At 60.8% G+C, this 19,648-nt stretch carries 10 protein-coding genes and 2 tRNA genes; 10 read left to right on the plus strand and 2 right to left on the minus strand.

What is annotated here, in order from left to right; all coding sequences use genetic code 11:
- The first annotated feature begins 9 nt into the window (after positions 1-9).
- The 8 genes from BM144_RS05590 (at position 10) to glgA (ending at position 15,519) form a co-directional block, all read left to right on the plus strand.
- Complete coding sequence (locus tag BM144_RS05590; protein WP_092950309.1) at positions 10-714, plus strand: biliverdin-producing heme oxygenase; 705 nt, start codon at positions 10-12, stop codon at positions 712-714.
- Between the two features lie 79 nt (positions 715-793).
- Positions 794-3,007, plus strand: a complete 2,214-nt coding sequence (locus BM144_RS05595) for an ATP-binding protein (protein WP_092950310.1) — start codon at positions 794-796, stop codon at positions 3,005-3,007.
- Between the two features lie 53 nt (positions 3,008-3,060).
- The gene (locus tag BM144_RS05600) at positions 3,061-3,444 is read left to right on the plus strand and encodes a response regulator (protein ID WP_092950311.1); all 384 of its coding nucleotides are present in this window, start codon (positions 3,061-3,063) and stop codon (positions 3,442-3,444) included.
- Between the two features lie 370 nt (positions 3,445-3,814).
- Positions 3,815-5,119: a glucose-1-phosphate adenylyltransferase gene (gene glgC / locus BM144_RS05605; protein ID WP_092950312.1), complete on the plus strand. Its 1,305-nt coding sequence runs from the start codon at positions 3,815-3,817 to the stop codon at positions 5,117-5,119.
- Complete coding sequence (glgX, locus tag BM144_RS05610) at positions 5,116-7,275, plus strand: glycogen debranching protein GlgX (protein ID WP_092950313.1); 2,160 nt, start codon at positions 5,116-5,118, stop codon at positions 7,273-7,275. Before glgC ends, glgX begins: the two co-directional genes overlap by 4 nt.
- On the plus strand, positions 7,272-9,098 hold the full coding sequence (treZ, locus tag BM144_RS05615; protein WP_092950314.1) for a malto-oligosyltrehalose trehalohydrolase: 1,827 nt from the start codon (positions 7,272-7,274) through the stop codon (positions 9,096-9,098). Before glgX ends, treZ begins: the two co-directional genes overlap by 4 nt.
- Positions 9,050-14,077, plus strand: a complete 5,028-nt coding sequence (locus BM144_RS05620) for a malto-oligosyltrehalose synthase (RefSeq protein ID WP_245783552.1) — start codon at positions 9,050-9,052, stop codon at positions 14,075-14,077. The genes treZ and BM144_RS05620 overlap by 49 nt, the downstream gene beginning before the upstream one ends.
- Complete coding sequence (gene glgA, locus BM144_RS05625) at positions 14,074-15,519, plus strand: glycogen synthase GlgA (RefSeq protein WP_092950315.1); 1,446 nt, start codon at positions 14,074-14,076, stop codon at positions 15,517-15,519. The genes BM144_RS05620 and glgA overlap by 4 nt, the downstream gene beginning before the upstream one ends.
- Positions 15,520-15,894: 375 nt before the next feature.
- On the opposite strand, the gene BM144_RS05630 is transcribed toward glgA, so the two are convergent.
- Both BM144_RS05630 and rnr read right to left on the minus strand, forming a co-directional pair.
- Positions 15,895-16,659 carry an SDR family oxidoreductase gene (locus BM144_RS05630; protein WP_092950316.1) on the minus strand — a complete coding sequence of 255 codons (765 nt, stop codon included), beginning with the start codon at positions 16,657-16,659 and terminating at the stop codon, positions 15,895-15,897.
- Between the two features lie 50 nt (positions 16,660-16,709).
- Positions 16,710-19,040, minus strand: a complete 2,331-nt coding sequence (gene rnr, locus BM144_RS05635) for a ribonuclease R (RefSeq protein WP_092950317.1) — start codon at positions 19,038-19,040, stop codon at positions 16,710-16,712.
- Positions 19,041-19,059: 19 nt separating this feature from the next.
- Between rnr and BM144_RS05640 the strand changes: the two genes are divergently transcribed.
- Both BM144_RS05640 and BM144_RS05645 read left to right on the plus strand, forming a co-directional pair.
- Positions 19,060-19,144, plus strand: a tRNA-Leu gene (locus tag BM144_RS05640).
- Positions 19,145-19,321: 177 nt separating this feature from the next.
- Positions 19,322-19,406, plus strand: a tRNA-Leu gene (locus BM144_RS05645).
- Positions 19,407-19,648 lie beyond the last annotated feature (242 nt).

Genomic DNA, 19,648 nt, shown 5'->3' on the forward strand with positions numbered 1-19,648 from the left:
TCTTTTCGAATGACCGGACAATTCCCCCACGTGATCTCCTCTTGTGCATCCCCCCATTCCGCCGGAGCGACAGCCCTGCAACCACCGGAATCCGCAGCGCCTGAAGATGGATTGGCCGGAGCCTGCCTGGCTGCACTGCGGGAGGCCACTAGGCAGCAACATGCGCAACTCGACGCCGGCCTGCCCGTGGGGCGGCCAGGCGCGACACTGCAAGACTATGCATTGCACGCCGTTGCCTTGTCCGCATGGCTTCAAGCCCTCGGACCGTATCTCGCACTGGGCGACGAGGGGCTGTCGGCCTCGTTTATCGGTAGGGATACGCAACGGCTGCAGGCATTGCGCCTGGATCTGGAAGACGCTGGAGGCACGGCATGGCCGGAGCCCTGCGCGCATACGCAGGCCACGGTGACGACCGCCGTCGCGCGATTCCCCGCCCGACAAGCCGCCGTGGCCTGGGGCATCGGCTATGTGGTGGAAGGGTCGCAACTCGGCGGACAATGGCTCTATCGCCGCCTGCTGTCGCCTTTGGCCCCACACCCCCTGCGTTATCTCCAAGGCTCCGGTCCCGAGACAGGCGCGCGGTGGAGAACCTTCCTCGCGGATATGGACCGGCGGATCCGTTCGCCGGGCGATATTGATGCAGCATGCGCTGGCGCACAGGCGGCTTTCGAAGGCCTGCAACGCCGATACGGACGGTGGAGCCTCGCAGCATGAATGCCAGCCAAACCGTCGTTTGTCTTTCTTCTTCCATCACGCAAAGCGCACCGACTTTCCAATGCCCGGAGCTTGCCCCATGAATATCCCGCTCCAGGCTCCGGCTTCCGCAGCGCCCACGCTCGACAACTGTGACCGCGAACCCATCCATATCCCAGGGCGCATTCAGGGGCACGGAGTGCTGCTCGCCTTCGATGGCGAAGGCAACGTCCGCTATGCCAGCGAAAACACCCTGGATCTGCTCGATTGCGCGCTGCAGCCGGGGGACAACATCGCCATGCTGCCGCAGACCCCTTGCACGGCCATTGCCGACAAGGTGCGCGAAGGCCTGCTGGCGCTGAGGGGCGAAGCCGAGCTGCCCATGCCCGCCGAATTGCAGGCCAAAGGGCAGACTTTCGACGTGGTGTTGCACATCAGCGATGGGCTGCTGGTGGCCGAGTTCGAATCCCGCCACCACAACGCCAGCGAACTCGCAGGGTTTGCCGTTCAGGCGCACCGCGCCATGGAAAAGCTGCGCCGCCCCCGGGCCATCAACGAACTGCTGCAGCTTGCCACGCAGGAGCTGAGAGCCCTGACGGGGTTCGATCGGGTGATGGCTTACCGATTCCGGCACGACAGCAGCGGCGACGTGGTAGCCGAGTCGTGCGGCCCCGACTTGGACCCCTACCTCGGGCGCCGTTATCCGGCCAGCGACATTCCCGCACAGGCCCGGCGTCTCTACGTGGTCAATACACTGCGCCTCATCGCGGATGTCGGCGCGCCGACCGTAGCCCTGCTGCAAAGCGACACGGGGCCGATCGACCTCAGTGCGAGCATCCTGCGCAGCGTATCGCCCATCCACATCGAATACCTTTCGAACATGGGTGTAGGTGCCTCGATGAGCGTGTCCATTGTGATCAACGGGCAGCTCTGGGGACTGCTGGCCTGCCACCACATGCAGGCACGGCAGGTTCCTTACAGCGTGCGCATGGCCTGCGATGTCATCGCGCAGGTGCTGTCTTCCAATGTTCAGAATTCTTTGATGCGCGCCCACACGGAGCGCGCCCAAGCCGCCGGTGCCATACGCACCCGTCTGATCGAAGACATCCTGCATTCCGACGACGAGTTCGCTGCACTGTGCCGCTGCGCGTCCGACCTGGCCGTCACGCTCCAAGCAGAGGCCGCGGTCGTTTCCCTGGGCGCCAAGGTGCATATCCGCGGCGACATTTCCGAGAAATCCGCAAAGGCCATTCTGGAATGGCTCGGTACCGCGCCGGACGAGGGTCCAGCGGACCGCCTGTTCCAGACGCATGCCTTGCCGCTTCTGGCTCCGGCACTCGCGGTGGCGGCGACTCCCTGGTGCGGATTGCTGGCCCTGCCCTTCGATCGCGAGCGTGGTGGCTGGGCTGTTTTCCTTCGCAAGGAGCAGATCGAGACCATCCATTGGGGCGGACGCCCTGAAAAGGAAGTGCGTCCCGGCCCACTCGGCCCGAGGCTCACGCCCCGCGGCTCTTTCGATCTCTGGAAAGAAACCGTACGTTCCACGGCCGAGCATTGGAGCGGCGTGGAACTGGACATTGCGAGGCAACTGCTCGACGAAATGCAGCGTGCCCAGAATGCCCGCAACAACGAACTGAACCGTACGCGCACACAATTGATGGCCGTGCTGGGCCATGATCTTCGTGACCCGCTGCACTCCATCAGCATGGCCGCGCGTGTGCTGGAAAAAGGCGGTGACGCCGACGGCCGTGCCGGGCGGCTGGGCCAGCGTATCCAGTCATCCAGCAGCCGCATGCAGCGTCTGGTCAGCCAGGTGATGGACATGTCGCGCCTGCAGAGCGGGCTGGGCCTGGACCTGCAGCTCGCCCATGCGGATGTGGCAGCGCTACTTGCCGATCTCATCGATGAGGCGCGCACCGCCCATCCCGACACGGAATTGCGCGCCATGATCCCTGACACGTTGCAGGGCTCGGTGGATGCAGATCGCATCGCGCAGGTGGTCGTCAACCTCATCAGCAACGCACGCCATCACGGCAAGGCAGGACATGCCGTGGAGATCTCTGCATCCGCCCTGGCAGACGGCGGCATCGGAATATCCGTACGAAATGTGGCTGCACCCATTCCGGATGCGGTCGCAAGCAATCTGTTCAGCCCATTCAAGGCTTCTTCTGCGGGCAATGTGCGCAATCGCTCCGGCATGGGCCTGGGGCTTTATATCGCGCACCAGATCGTGAAGGGCCATGGCGGCGAGATTGTCTATACCTATGAAAAAGGGAATGTCGTTTTCTCGGTGCACTTGCCGGCCACGGGCTAGGGCACAATGCCAACCTCCTAAAGCGGTCAGGTCGGCCGCCGCCGTACCGCTTCATGCACGCAGAGATACTCATCGTTGACGACAACCACGAGGCCGCGGAACTCCTCCGTGATCTGCTGGAACTCAACGGCCACAGTGTGCGTGTCGCGCACAGCGGTGCCGAAGCGCTGTCTCTCATGGAGGAATACATCTCTCCCCTTCTGCTGGTCGACCAGCATTTGCCGGACATCCTCGGGGCGGAACTGGTTCCGCAACTGCGGCAGATCGCGCGGTCGGATGGCGGACGGTCGTGCATTGCCATCGGAATCACCGGGGTGGGAGCTGTAGAACGGGCAGCCCTCGCCGGGTTCGACCATGTGCTCGCCAAGCCTCTGAACTTCGATACATTCGACACACTCGTCGAGCGCTCGCTCGCAGTGCTGCGCGCTTCGGGTTGACAGTGAGGGCGCGGGAACCGGCTCTCCATTGCGCACGGTTCCCTTTCAGAATTCACGACTGCGGCGCGCCGATCCAGGCCACATGCGCCCTCTCAGCTCATCCTTGGAAATTGGCCAGGCAGCCGCAGGGTGGACGCCAAGTGCCCCTGGAACTGCGACGTAGGCGCGCACTGACACGGTCACGTAGGAACTTCCTGCAACCCGATGTTGCGCCGCAACAGAACATGGCAAGGAAGCCACCCGCCATGTCACTCCTGATGTCGTTCTACCCCATCGTCACCGATGGGGTTTGAGCGCGTCGGACGTTCACATGGCAGCGGCACACCCACGTTTCCGCGCCTTTCAACGTCGACCTCCGGGAGTCCCCCAAATGTCCAGCACCAAGAACGTTCTCGCCATCGTCATGGCCGGCGGCGAAGGCTCGCGCCTGCACCCGCTGACCGCCGAGCGTTGCAAGCCGGCAGTGCCCTTCAACGGCAAGCACCGCATCGTCGATTTCGTGCTGTCGAATCTCGTCAATTCCGAGATCTATTCGATCTACCTGCTCGTCCAATACAAGTCGCAGTCGCTCATCGAACACATCCGGCAGTCATGGACGATGACGCGCTTCATTCCCCAGCACTTCGTGACGGTAGTGCCGCCGCAGATGCGCAATGGACCGGAGTGGTTCCAAGGCACTGCCGACTCGGTGTACCAGAACATCCACCTCATCGAGTCATTCCGACCCGACATCGTGGCGGTGTTCGGGGCGGACCACATCTACCGCATGGACGTGCGCCAGATGATCGACTTCCACGTCAAGAACGACGCGCATGTGAGCGTGGCCACCATTCCTGTGAAGCTCGCCGAATGCAACCAGTTCGGCATCGTGGAGACGGACGACAACCACCGCATCACAGACTTCGTCGAGAAGCCGCAGACGACGCAACCCATGCCTGGCAGCTCCACCCATGCACTGGCTTCCATGGGCAACTACCTCTTCAATGCAGATGTGCTGCTGGACGCCTTGCGACAAGCCCATGAAACCGGGCATAGCGACTTCGGCAAGCACATCCTGCCCGCCATGCTGCGGTCGCACCGGCTCATGGCCTATGACTTCGATACCAACACCATTCCTGGCACCGAGCCTTACGAAGAGCACGGCTACTGGCGTGATGTGGGCACCATCGACTCCTACTACAACGCCCATTTCGACACACTGGGGGCCACCCCGCGCTTTCGCATGACCAACCGGCACTGGCCCATCTATGCCAGCCCGGACCAGGCCGAGTCGGCCCAGATCGAGAACGGTGTCATCCATCGCTCCGTCGTGGGCTCGGGCAGCATCGTGGATGGAGCTTCGCTGGACCATGCCATGCTGCGGCGCTCCGTCGTCGTGGAGCGGGACGCACGGCTCGAGCACTGCATCGTGATGGAGCGATCGCGCATCGGGCGCGGTGCCCAGGTACGGCGGGCCATCATCGACCAGGACAACGATATCCCTGCACACGAGCGCATTGGCTTCAACCTTGAAGAAGACCGCAAGCGCTTTCATGTCACCGAAAGCGGCATCGTCGTGGTGCCACGGCAATTCTTCAAGCCCCAAAGTCTCCAGGCCCCCACGGCAAGCATCGGCCTTGCGCGTCCTTCCCTGCCCCAGCCTTCCGATGCCTCCGGAATGAAGGTGGCTGCATGAGCGAAGGCGCAAAGGCTGTATCCACCACATCATCCACCCCACGCCGCCCTCGCGCAGCCCGCTACTCCGTCGATGTCGGCAGGCCATGGCCCCTCGGCGCTTCCGCGGACAGGCATGGCGTGAATTTCGCGGTCCATGCGCCCGGCGCCGAGCGGGTGGAGGTCTGTCTGTTTGCGGCAGATGATGCGGAAGCCGCACGCCTGCCCCTCCCCTCCTTCACGGCGGGGACATGGCACGGGCACGTCAAGGGGCTGAAGCCCGGGCAACGCTATGGACTCCGCGTACACGGGCCCTACGACCCTGCCAAGGGCCAGCGGTTCAACCCCGCCAAATTGCTGATCGACCCTTACGCCAAGGCGCTGGACCGACCCGTTCTAGGCGATGACCTGCAGTTTGGATACGAGATTGGCCATGAGGACGAAGACTTCGCCTTGAGCGATGTCGACAACGGCTCAAGCGCAGCCAAGGCCATCGTCGTGCGCTCGCGCTTTGATTGGGAAGACGATGCCTACCCCTGCGTCCCGCCAGCGAAGACTGTGTTCTATGAGATGCATGTGAAGGGGTTCACCCAGACATTGCAGGGTGTGCCAGAGCACCTGCGCGGCACCTACGCCGGCTTGGGATCGGAGGCGGCGGTCAGCTACCTGAAAGAGCTGGGCGTGACGAGCATCGAATTGCTGCCTGTGCAGGCGTTCGTCGACGACAAGCGGCTCGTGGATGCGGGACTGGCCAATTATTGGGGTTACAACACGATCGCATTTTTCGCACCAGAACCGAGGTATGCAGCCAATCGGGGAGATGGCGGCACCGACGAATTCAAAGCGATGGTCAAAGCACTGCATGCGGCCGGCATCGAGGTGATCCTGGACGTGGTCTACAACCACACGGCGGAAGGCAACCACCTGGGGCCTACGCTCAGCCTGAAGGGCATCGACAACGCAGCCTATTACCGTCTGTCCCCGGAAGATCCGCGCTTCTACGTGGACTACACAGGCACCGGAAACACCGTGGACACCAGCAGCCCTGCCGCCCTGCGGCTGGTCCTGGACAGCCTGCGGTACTGGGTCACGGAAATGCATGTGGATGGATTCCGCTTCGACCTCGCGTGTGCGCTGGGTCGTGATGTTTCGGGCGCCTTCACGCACCGCGCAGCGTTCTTTGCGGCGGTGGCGCAAGACCCGGTGCTCTCTCGCGTCAAGCTGATTGCCGAGCCTTGGGACCTGGGGCCGGATGGCTACCAGGTGGGCGGCTTTCCGGATGGCTGGATGGAATGGAACGGCCGCTACCGCGACGTGGTGCGCGACTACTGGCGCGGTGCCGACAGCAGCCTGCCCTCCTTTGCCGCATGTCTCTGCGGAAGCGCAGACCTGTTGGAGGCTCGCCGCCGCCCCGCCACGGACAGCGTGAACATCGTCACCGTACACGATGGATTCACGCTGGCAGACCTGGTCAGCTACAACGAAAAGCACAACGAGGCCAACCAGGAAGACAGCCGGGACGGAGAGAACCACAACCGAAGCTGGAACTGCGGCGCGGAAGGGCCCACCGATGACCCCGGCATCCTCGATCTGAGGCAACGGCAGATGCGCAATTTCCTTGCGACATTGTTCGTGTCGCATGGGACGCCCCTGCTCCTGGGGGGAGACGAGAACGCGCGCACACAAAACGGAAACAACAACGGCTATTGCCAGGACAGCCCCTTGTCGTGGTACGACTGGGACGATGCCAATCGGCACTCAGACCAACGCAGATTCACACAGTCGCTGATCGCCCTGCGGCGGGAACTGCCTGCATTGCGCACAGCCCCCGCCAACAGCGACACGACCGGGTGCGTAGGCGTGCATTGGCACAGCGTGTGGGGGCTTCCGATGACGCCCGAAGAATGGGACGACCCATTGGCCCGATGCGTTGCCGCTTTGATGGACACCGATGCAGGCCACGGCGCCGCGCTCGTACTTTTCAACGCTTCAGGGGAAGAGGCCACCTTCACCTTGCCCAAGGAGGAACAGACGCGAGCCTGGGCAGTACGGGCAGATACGCGCACCGCCGAGGTACCACCACCAGACGCGCCCACCGTCCCCTCCGCCGGGCAGTATGTGCTGCCGCCGCATTCCATGGCCATCCTTACTGCAACCACACCAGACACTCATCCATGAAACACCGGCACGACATGCCGATGGGCGCCTGCCTTCGCCCCGAAGGCGGCGTCCAATTCACATTGTGGGCTCCAGCAGCCAAGCGACTGACTCTTCAATATCGGACGGCTGCCAGTGCGGCACCTGAGCATGTCGAGGCCCAAAGGGGTGAAAATGGTCAATGGACTGCAGAGCTGCCGCAGGCCGGTGCAGGAACGTTGTACCAGTGGCAGCCGGATGGCGGACCGCTCGTCCCAGATCCGGCATCCAGAAGCAATCCGGATGGCCCCCATGGCCCCAGCCAGGTCACGGATCCCCTGGCATTCGATTGGGACGACGAGAACTGGCGCGGTCGTCCATGGAACGAGGTCGTTCTGTATGAACTTCACGTTGGCACCTTCACTCCCGAGGGCACGTTTGCCGCAGCCATCGGTCGGCTCGAGTGGCTGGTAGAGATCGGCATCACGGCAGTGGAGTTGATGCCTGTGGCAACCTTCGGCGGTCGCCATGGCTGGGGCTACGATGGCGTGCTGCACTTCGCGCCACATCCTGCGTACGGATCTCCGGACGACATGAAGCGGTTTGTCGCCGCAGCCCACGCGCATGGGCTGATGGTGTTCCTTGACGTGGTGTACAACCATTTCGGCCCCGACGGCAATTACCTCGGCGGATACGCGCCTTCGTTTTTTTCCGATACCCACCATAGCCCCTGGGGCGCTGCCATCAATTTCGATGGAAAGGACAGCGGTCCGGTGCGGGAGTTCTTCGTGAACAACGCACTCTATTGGGTCAATGAGTTTCGTCTGGATGGCTTGAGGCTGGATGCCGTTCATGCCATCGTGGACGACAGCACTCCGCACATCCTCGACGAAATCTCTCGACGCGTTCGTGAGGCGACGACGGGCCGGCACATTCATCTTGTTCTGGAGAACGACAAGAATGAAGCAGTGCGTCTGTCTTCTCGCCCGGAGCCGGGACGCTATGAAGCGCAGTGGAATGACGATTTCCACCATGCCTTGCATGCCAGCCTGACAGGAGAACGCCAAGGCTACTACGCCGACTATGCCCGATCCCCGCTCGAAGCACTGGCCAATGGTCTCGTGAACGGCTACGTCTTTGCGCCTTCGCCACGCAACGGCGAAGGACAGCGCCTGGTACTCCAACCCGCTGTCGCCCAGTCGCAGGAAACGCTGGTGAACTTCTTCGGTAACCACGATCAGGTCGGAAACCGCGCGTTCGGCGAACGCCTTGCCCATTTGGTCGAGCCGCCGGCAGCGGACCTCGCACTGCTACTCACCCTGCTCACACCGGCAACGCCCATGCTTTTCATGGGCGACGAATTCGGAGCGCAAACACCGTTCCTGTACTTCGCTGACTGGGAAGGTGATCTCCGCGAAGCGGTACGCAAGGGGCGCCAACGCGAGTTCCGGCTCGAAGCCGGCTCCGGAGTGGAGTTGCCCGACCCCTGCGACCTCCAGACCTTCGAACGCAGTCGCTTGAACTGGAGTGACACAGAGTCTGTCGCCGGAAAGGCACGTTTGGCGCTGGTGCGCGCCGGCTTGGCAACCCGGCGCGACTGGATCGCTGCGCGCACGCACCTGTTGCGCAACGGAGAACACGCCTCGACACGGATAGGTTCGACAGGCCTTCGCGTGACCTGGGCCTATGACGATGGAGCGCAGCTCTTGATGGAAGTGAACTTGGGCAGCGACCCCGTTGCAGTTGAGGAAGAAGGCGGTGCTAGCAGCGATAACGACACGACTGTATTCCTGCACCGCTGGAATGACACCCGTAAATGGGCTCCCTGGTCGGCTCGCTGGATCTTGCGGAGAGCATCAGCATGACTGATTTTCACAATGCAGACCCCGACACCCTTCGGCGGATGGCGGAGCGCGCGGGCATCGCCTTGCACTACACGAGTTTCTGGGGAGAGTCGCGCGAAGTGCCGCACCAGGTGCTCGAAAAGGCCCTAACGGCGATGGGATCGCATGCAGATGCTTCGGCAATACCTTCACCGATCGTCGTAGAAGAAGGACAGCCATGGGTCATCGACCTGGGCCATGCCAGCCCCTGGCGGCTCGTCACCAGTGAAGTGGAGGCCCAGGAGACAGTCTGCGAAGGCTCGGGACCATCGGCACAGTTGCCTGCAAGTTTGCGTGCCGGCTACTACCTTCTAACCGGCACGCCGGTTGAGCGCTTCGTGATCGTTGCACCGTCGCGCTGCTGGTCCCCGGAACCACTGCGCCATGGTGAGCGGTGGTGGGGACTGAGCGTTCAACTCTACGCTCTGCGCTCGGAACGCAATTGGGGTATTGGCGACTTTACCGACCTGGCCGAACTGATTGCCACAGCGGCGGCGCAGGGCGCAGCCTTTCTGGGATTGAGTCCTCTTCACGCGCTGCGGATGGACCGGCCCAACGAGGCAAGCCCATACAGTCCATCCAGCCGCCTCGCACTCAACCCGCTTTTCATTGATGTCTCCGCGACACCGGAATTCCTGCGCTGCACCCGAGCACAGGCATTGTGGGCGGATGGCGTCTTCCAGCAACGCCTGCAGGCCTTGCGCGAAGCCGATGCCGTGCATTACGAGGGCGTGGCTTCCGTGAAGGAAGAAGTTCTTTCCTTGCTGTGGGCCGACTTCCTGCACAACGACTGGAAGCCCCTGAGCCCCCGCGGCTTGGCGTTCCAGACGTTTATGCAGGAACATGGCGCAACGCTGGGCCCCCATGCACTGTTCGAGGCAGTCCAGATCCACCTTTCCCGCAGTTCACCTGACGTCTGGGGTTGGCCGGCATGGCCTGAAGCGTTGCAGGATCCAGCGGGTGCCGGGGCCCAGGAGTTTTCGAGAGAGCATGCGGAACTGGTGGCCTATCGCATGTGGCTGCAATGGGTCGCGCATACGCAACTGGTCCAAGCCAGCGAACGTGCCCGTGCATTGATGCCCCTCGGCCTGTATTGCGATCTGGCCGTGGGAGCCAACGATGGCGGCTCCGAAACGTGGACGAGCCAGGCTCTCTACGCTCGCGGCATGCATGTCGGCGCGCCACCTGATCCGCTCAATACGCAGGGCCAGGATTGGGGATTGCCCCCGCTCAATCCGGTGGCATTGACGGTGGCCCGGTTCATGCCGATCCGGCGCTTGCTGCACGCAGTGATGCAGTCCGCAGGCGCCCTGCGCATGGACCACGTCATGGCTTTGATGCGGTTGTTCTGGACCCATGCCGGGGAAGGAACCTACGTGACCTATCCCCTGGAGGCCCTCATGGCCGTGCTGGCCATCGAGAGCCACCGGCACCGCTGCTTGGTGATTGGAGAAGATCTGGGCAATGTGGCTCCACAAATGCGTGAAGCCATGGCGCAAAGAGATTTGCTCTCGTACCGCCCCCTTATTTTCGAGCGTATGGATGGAGGCACATTCCGCCCGCCGGCGCAGTGGCCTGCCCGGGCGCTGGCCGTGGTCAGCACGCATGACCTTCCGACTCTGCGCGGCTATTGGGCTGGAGAAGATATTGAAGTGCAGCGCCGCCTGGGCTGGCTGCAAGACTCCGAAGCGCATGCGCGCAGTTTGATCGAACGCGCCCAGGACCGCGTGCGGCTTCTGATGGCGCTTCAGGAAGAAGGCCTCTTGCCTGAGGGTGCTACCGTAGACGCCCAGTCCGTCCCAGAGGCTACTTCGGAATTCATCGCTGCCGTGCATGCCTACCTGGCACGGACACCCTGTTGGCTTGCCGCAGTGCAGATCGAGGATGCCATCGGCCAATTGGAGCAGGTCAATGTGCCAGGCTCCACAGAAGACATGCAGCCCAACTGGCGCCGCCGATTGACCGTACCTGTGGACCGGCTGGCCACAAATCCTTGTTTTCTAGCGGTGGCGGCCGCAATGCGCGAACACCGCGGTCGTCCTGCGATGCAGCACCCCGCAGAGGAATTGCCTGCGCTGGAAACGGCAGATATCCCCCTGGCCACCTACCGTGTCCAATTCCATAAGGACAACACGTTCGCTCACATGACGGGGGCGGTGCCATATCTAAAGGCACTGGGAGTCAGCCATCTCTACAGCTCGCCCTACCTCAAGGCAGCCCCGGGCAGCATGCACGGTTACAACGTCGTTGACCCCACGCAACTCAATCCTGAAATAGGGACGGATGAAAGCCACGCCGCGCTATGTGATGCGCTGAAAGCCTCCGGGCTCGGTCAGCTGCTCGACATCGTTCCCAACCACATGGGGGTGATGGAAGCTTCCAACCCTTGGTGGAAGGATGTCATGGAGCATGGCAAAGCATCTGTCCATGCCACGTACTTCGACATCGAGTGGGAACCCGCTTCCGAAAGCCTGCAGGGCCGTGTGCTTCTGCCGATGCTCGGAGCGCAGTTTGGCCAGGTCCTCGAAGCAGGCGAATTGCGCCTTGATTTCGATGCCGACACGGGGCAATTTGTGGTGCGCTATTGGGATCACCGCTTACCTATCGACCCCTGCCATTACGCGCGCATCTTCGCCGCATTACCCGCCCCGGTTCCAGATGGCGATTCGGATGCGGGCAGTGCAGCCCAGGTCCACTCGCTGATCGACGCCTTTGGCCGACTACCCGATCGCAATTCCACGTCAGAGGCAGAACGCACCGTGCGCCTGCGTGACTCCGCGCTCCACCAGCTTCGGCTCGCGGATTTGGTGGCAGCAAATCCTTGGCTGCGCCAGTGGATCGCGGCATGCCTGGAAAAGTGGAATGGCCACCAGGGCCAACCGGAGAGCTTCGACGCGCTGGACGAATTGCTGCGAGACCAAGCCTACCGGCTCGCAGATTGGCGTGTGGCCGGGGATGACATCAATTACCGCCGATTTTTTGATGTGAATTCGCTGGCTGCGCTTCGCATGGAAGACCCTTCCGTTTTTGAAGCTGCACACGCCTGCATTTTCCGTTGGCTGGCTGAAGGCCGCATTTCCGGCCTGCGCATTGACCATCCAGATGGCCTGGCACATCCGGCGCAGTATTTCGAGCGCCTGCAGCGGCGCTACTCCGCGCTTTCAAGGGCCGCAGGCCAGCAACCCAGGGCTCTGTATGTCGTAGTGGAAAAAATTCTGGCAGACCATGAACCCCTCCCCCCCGATTGGCCGGTGCATGGTTCGACGGGTTATCGATTCGGCAGTCTCGTGAACGGGCTTTTCGTGGACCCAGCTTCTCAGGCAGCGTTCGACGATGCCTACACCAGTTTCACTGGTGACCGCAAAGAGTTCGAGGAAGCGGTCTACGAGTGCAAGAAGCACATCATCGAAACGTCTCTGTACAGCGATCTCGGATGGCTTGCAGACACGCTCTACCGCATCGCCCAGGCGGATCGGCGCACGATTGATTTCACTCGCAATCAGCTCCGGCTGGCTCTCACGGAAGTGGCAGCCGTTTTTCCCGTCTACCGCACTTATCTGGTACCCGACGACACTGCCGCGAGCGACACCGACAAACGCCATGTCGAATGGGCCATTTCTGCGGCACGTCGCCATATGGGAACCAGCGAAGGCGGCGTTCTTGCATACCTGCAAAGTGTGCTGTTGGGCAACGCCGGATCGGCACCGCAGTTGCGCTCACGCTTCATTCGACGGTGGCAGCAATTCACAGCTCCGGTGATGGCCAAATCGGTAGAGGACACCGTCTTTTACCGGTATGTCCGGTTAGTGTCACTCAATGAAGTGGGCTCCGAGCCGCGCCGGTTCGGACTGACATGCGCCGCATTCCATCAAGCGAACCAACAAAGGGCCCGCCATCTTCCAAATGACCTGCTCGCCACGTCGACCCACGACAGCAAGCGGTCGGAGGACCTTCGCGCGCGGCTGAACGTACTGTCGGAGATCCCTGCGCTCTGGGAAGACACCGCCCTGCAACTCAGGGAACTGGGAAGTCGCTTCTGCTCCGAGGTCGATGGAGCAGAGGCACCTCGACCCCACGACCTGTGGGCGCTTTACCAAGCATTGGTAGGGATCTGGCCCACGCACGCAACCCAGCCTCAGGAGCGGGCCGAGCTGCGCGAGCGGATACAACAGTACATGGTGAAGGCCATGCGCGAGGCAAAGCAGGAGACGAACTGGCTATTCCCCAACGAGAGCTATGAAGCTGCCGTGGCACGCTATATCGATGGAGCCCTGGCGACCGAAAGGTTTGTGCGCGAGCTGGAAAGCTTCGTGCAATCCATTGCGCCTTACGGCTTCCGCAACAGTCTTTGCCAATTGGCTCTCAAACTCACCGTCCCCGGTGTGCCGGACATCTATCAAGGCTGCGAACAGTGGAACTTCAGTCTGGTGGATCCTGACAACCGGCGGCCCGTGGACTTCATGTCGCTGGAGAGCTCTCTGAAGAATTTGCAGAGCCTTTATGACGGCAGCTATCCAAAGCCCTCAGACTGGGCAAAATTGATGGGGCCGATCCCCTCTCCCGAAGCCAAGCAACTGGTGACCTGGAGGCTGCTGCAGTTGCGGCAATGTTTGCCCGAGCTCTTCCGCCAATCCACTTATCTACCGCTCTCGCTTGAAGGGCCGTGTGCAGACCACGCATTTGCATTCGCCCGCATCCGGGATGGAAAAGCCATTGTGGTGGTCTGCGCACGCCTCCTGTATGGTTTGGCAGCCATGGGGTGGCGAGGCACCCAGCTCCACGTGACTTCGGCCCACCCTGCGCTTGCAAAGACCGTACGTTGGGAAAATTGGCTGACGGGGCGAGCCTTCGAACCACCTAAAAACCAAGGATGGGACATGGAAGAGTTGCTGGGCGAAATAGTGCCTGATCGCCCTTCTCTCCCCTTCGCGGTGCTCGCAGGGCGAGAATCTGAAGAATGAAAGTTCTCTTTGCTACGTCGGAATGCGCACCGTTCATCAAAACCGGAGGATTGGGTGACGTCAGTGCCGCGCTACCGCCAGCCCTAGCATCTCTGGGCCATGAGGTCATGGTGCTGATGCCGGCTTATCCGGACATCCCCTCGCAAGGTCAGATCACAGGCCTTTTCACCGTACCGGCGGAGGGACCATGGCCAGTGTCCCAACTGCTACGAATGGAGCACGGCGACGGTGTGGCGCTGCTTTTGCTGGTGTGTCCGCAGCTGTATGCGCGGGCAGGATCCCCTTACGCTGACGCCAGTGGCACGGAGCATGGAGACAATGCGCTGCGTTTCGGGTTGTTGAGCCGTGTGGCGGCCTTGATCGCAACGCCTCGATCCCCTTGCGGCTGGACCGCGGATATCGTTCATGCCAACGATTGGCCAACGGCACTGGCACCGCTGTATCTGCAGCAATATCGGCGAACGGCAGGTCAAGGTACCGTGACTGCCAGAAGTGTGATGACGGTCCACAACCTCGCATTCCAAGGAGTGGTCCCCATGGATTGGGCTCCCCGACTTGAAATTCACGAAGAATATCTTGGTGTGGAAGGGGTCGAATTCTGGGGCCAGCTATCGACGATGAAAGCCGGCCTGCAATTTGCCGATGCCATTACGACTGTCAGCCCGACTTATGCGCGTGAAATACAGACGCCGGCGCTGGGGTTCGGTTTGGATGGCGTACTCCGATCCCGGTCTGGCGTCCTTCGGGGCATCTTGAACGGCATCGATACTGCTCTTTGGAATCCGCTCAAGGATCCACTGATTGCCGCACCATTTTCTTCAGAGCGCCTGGAAGGCAAGGCAATCAACAAAACCGCATTGCGCGACAGACTGGGACTGGCCCATGACGAGCAGCGGCTGCTCTTCGGCCTGGTCAGCCGACTCACCCAGCAAAAAGGCATCGACTGGGTTATTGCAGGAGCCGAACGGCTACTGAACCAAGGCGGACAACTTGCCGTCTTGGGCAGCGGGGATGCTGCGCTGGAAGCAGGTCTGCAAAAGCTGGCCCAGCGACATCGGCTCCACATGAGTGTAACCATCGGCTTTGATGAATCCCTGGCCCATCAAATCGAAGCAGGAGCAGATAGCTTTCTGATGCCTTCGCGTTTTGAGCCCTGTGGCTTGAATCAGATGTACAGCCAGATCTACGGCACCCTTCCTTTAGTCTCCCCGACGGGTGGTTTGGCAGACTCAGTGGTCGATGCGGATGCACCCGGCGAGCGCGGCACAGGCTTTGTCATGGAGGCCTGCAACCAAGCAGCATTCGATCGCGCCGTGGACAGAGCCTTGGCATTTTGGAAGTTACCTCATCAATGGCGGCAACTTCAACAATCGGGAATGCGCTGTGATTTTGGCTGGAGCGCCTCTGCACTTGCATATCAACAAGTCTACGAACAGGTTTAGCCAGATCCCAGAAAGTGCTCGCACGCACCCCATGCCTTGTCCTACAAGCCACGCGGCACCTACTGGCAATACTGCCTTGGCATCGACGCCTGCCCAGCAAATATCGCCACTAGGAGTTTCAACATGGTCCGCAAAACTTGGCCCTTCCTGTCTTCCTACCAGGAACGTACTGAATCTGTTGAACCGTCTCCTGTATCAGCTTTGGTACCTGAAGTGGCCCCACCCTCGCACTCAAGCCGAGTGGTGCCTCTCGCTGGAGCCCGGGCTTCCCGAATGGCTTCGCTCAACTGCCAAACTGTGTTTTCAGCCCGTACCCAGCCTTCACACAGCGCTAGTTGAGCAAGAGAAAATGAACGTTGCCTGAATCGGCAACGTTCAACCTCTTCCTACAAACGGCATTTTTGTCGCCATTACAGTGTGAAACAACACATTCGCCTTCAGAGGCAGGCTGGCCATATAGCAGACTGACTGGGCAACAATACCCACGTCCATCAACGGCTCAGCAGCAATTTGACCGTTCGCTTGCGGAACACCTTGGGTCATGCGTTGCGCAAGCTCGGTCCCAGCATTACCCACATCGATCTGACCTACCGCAATATCGTATTTGCGGCCGTCCAGCGCAGCCGTTTTTGTGAGCCCCATCACCGCATGCTTTGTAGCAGTGTAGGCAATGGAGTTGGGCCGTGGAGCATGCGCGGAGATGGATCCATTATTGATGATGCGTCCACCGCGCGGACTCTGCGACTTCATCACGCGAAAGGCCTGCTGGAGGCAATAAAACATTCCGTTCAGATTGATGTCCACCACGCGCTTCCACTCTTCAAGAGGGAGGTCTTCCAAAGGAACAGCTGGAGCGCCAACGCCAGCATTGTTGAACAGAAGATCTACACGCCCGAATCGCTGAACAGCCAAGTCGAACAACTGAACAACAGCCTGTGGTTCCGAAACATCCGTCGGCACGGCAAGCACGCGCAGGCCCACTCCGCTTTCTTCTGCAACCGCTTTTAGTTGTGCTTCTCTGCGGCCTGCAAGCACCACATTCCAACCGGCGTCCAGCAACGCAAGAGCGACAGCCTTGCCTATGCCGGATCCACCGCCGGTGATTACAGCAATACGGGGAACATCCAGAGGCTTTGTCATCGTTTTCGATCTAGGAGAGAGGCTGATAAATCCGCGGTGTCACGAGCGGTTCACCGCTTGGATTTTCCTCGCTTGGCCGCTCCCCCTGAACGACGGGCAGGCCCTCTGGATGCGGAAGCGTTGTTGGAGGCCGTGGCGGAGTCGTGTGAGCGAGCGTCTTTCGGGCTGCTCTTTTTCGACTTTCGACCCGCGAACTCTATTGATGAGGGCTCCGATGAGATTGCGTGCTTGGCGGCCGGTTCTCGTCCGCCTTCCCGCCCACCTCGTCCGCGCGAAGCTTTGGCCGTCACGGGAGCTTCTTCGCCTTCACGCACCAAACGGAAGTCGATTCGCCGTCCGTCCAAATCCACGCGACTGACCTGCACTCTCACGCGCGTACCAATGGCATAACGGATTCCTGTGCGCTCCCCACGCAACTCCTGCCGTGCCTCGTCGAACTTGAAGTACTCGCCTCCCAGTTCCGTGATGTGCACCAGTCCTTCGACATACATGGCATCGAGGGTGACGAAAATACCGAAACTGGTGGCGGCAGTCACCAAGCCGCTGAATTCCTCGCCCAAGTGCTCGCGCATGTATTTGCACTTCAGCCAGGCTTCGACATCGCGACTCGCCTCGTCTGCACGTCGCTCGTTGGCGCTGCAGTGCAAGCCTGCAGCTTCCCAGGCCTGAACCTCCTTCACAGCCGCGGCAGAAAGTGGCTTTCGAGGTTGCTGCGTCGGAGCCGGAACCCGCGCGGCCAAGCGCTTGGCCAATTTCGCGTGCGCCTCTCCCGGCGTGGGCAAGGCAGGCAGACGGTATTTTGTCTGTCCGAGAATTGCCTTGATGACACGGTGCACAAGCAAGTCTGGATAGCGGCGGATAGGGCTGGTGAAATGCGTGTAGGCCTCATACGCCAGTCCGAAGTGGCCGCTGTTGACAGGCGTGTAAATGGCCTGCTGCATCGACCGCAGCAACATGGTGTGTATCTGCTGCGCATCGGGCCGCTCTTTCGTGGCTTCTGCGATGGCTTGGAAGTCACCGGGCCTGGGATCGTCTCCGATCGTCATGCCTACGCCCATTGCCTTCAGGTAGTTGCGCAGAATGTCCTGTTTCTCAGGCGTCGGTCCCTCGTGCACCCGGTAGAGTCCAGGCTGCCCACCTTGGGCGATGAAGTCGGCACTGCACACATTGGCTGCAAGCATGGCCTCCTCGATCAACCTGTGAGCTTCGTTGCGCGTGCGTGGCACGATCTTTTCGATACGACCGTTGTCGTCACAAACGATCTGTGTCTCTGTGGTCTCGAAATCGACAGCGCCGCGCGATTTACGCGATGACAGAAGTGCTCGGTATGCATCGTGCAAATGCAGTAGATCCTGCACTCTGGCCCGACGCTTGGTGGCTTCGGGCCCCCGCGTGTTGGCCAAAATTGCCGCCACCTCGGTGTAGGTGAAGCGTGCGTGGCTGAACATTACCGCAGGGTAGAACTGGTATGCATGCACTTCGCCCTTTGCCGTTACCAGCATGTCGCACACCATGCACAAGCGTTCGACCTCCGGATTGAGCGAGCACAACCCATTGGAGAGTTTTTCCGGCAGCATCGGGATTACGCGCCGAGGAAAATACACGCTCGTCGCCCGGTCATAGGCGTCGATGTCGATCGAGCTACCGGTTTCCACGTAGTGGCTGACGTCGGCAATTGCCACCAACAGACGCCAACCCTTTGCCCGACCAATCTTCGCCGGCTCGCAGTACACCGCATCGTCGAAATCGCGGGCGTCTTCGCCGTCGATGGTGACCAGCGGAACATCGGTGAGATCAATGCGGTGGCGCTTGTCCTGCGGGCGGACCTTATCGGGCAGCGTTTTGGCTTGCCCCAGCGCAGCTTCAGAGAATTCGTGTGGGACACCGTACTTGCGCACGGCTATCTCGATCTCCATGCCCGGATCATCGACCTCGCCAAGAACTTCGGTCACACGGCCGACAGGCTGGCCAAAAAGTGCGGGCGGTTCCGTGAGCTCCACCACGACAACCTGCCCCGTTTTTGCCAAACCGGTTGCACCTTTCGGAATCAACACGTCCTGACCATAGCGTTTGTCTTCCGGAGCGACCAGCCAAACGCCACTTTCCTGCAAGAGCCGACCGATGATCGGGTGGTGCGGACGCTCGATGATTTCCACAATGCGCCCCTCGGGACGCCCCCGGCGGTCATGCCGGACCACCCGCACCCGCACCCGGTCCTTGTGGAGCACAGCCCGCATTTCATTCGCGGGTATGTAGATGTCGCCCTCGCCATCGTCGCGCAAAACGAAACCATGGCCATCACGGTGCCCTTGCACACTTCCTTCAATTTCGTCGTCAGCAGGCGCCACCGGCGCGCTGGATTTTGTTTTTTTGATATACAATCTGAGTCTTTCCTGAAATGCCCAGGTGGCGGAATTGGTAGACGCACTAGTTTCAGGTACTAGCGAGTAACATCGTGGAGGTTCGAGTCCTCTCCTGGGCACCAAGTTTAACGAGAACCTGACCGGTTTTTGCCAATCAAGCCGCTTCCTACGAAGCGGCTTTTTTGTTTTTTGAAGATCCTCGAGGACTTGAGCGGATCGGCTGGATTCATGTTGATGATTCTTTCTCGACTTTTTCGGCAAGGCTCAAAATCCCGCTATAATTCGAGGCTTCCTGAGATGCCCAGATGGCGGAATTGGTAGACGCACTAGTTTCAGGTACTAGCGAGTAACATCGTGGAGGTTCGAGTCCTCTTCTGGGCACCAAATTTCAAAAGCCGCTGCAATGCCAGCGGCTTTTTGTTTTCCGGGCATGGCTTTCGCAGAAGTGCTCGATGCCATTCGCAAGCCGTTAGGCCGAATGCCGGGCGCTGGCGACGACTTCCTGCTCTCCCCCTCTCAGCCACAGTGCTCGTTCCCCGATCCACAGACCGATCCGGAGTCTGAACGGTGCTGTGGTAGCTACCCATCCATCCAACCCCGGTGCGCAAACCGCCGTGGCAAATTTC

This window comes from Paracidovorax konjaci (assembly GCF_900112675.1).
GTDB lineage: Bacteria > Pseudomonadota > Gammaproteobacteria > Burkholderiales > Burkholderiaceae_C > Paracidovorax > Paracidovorax konjaci.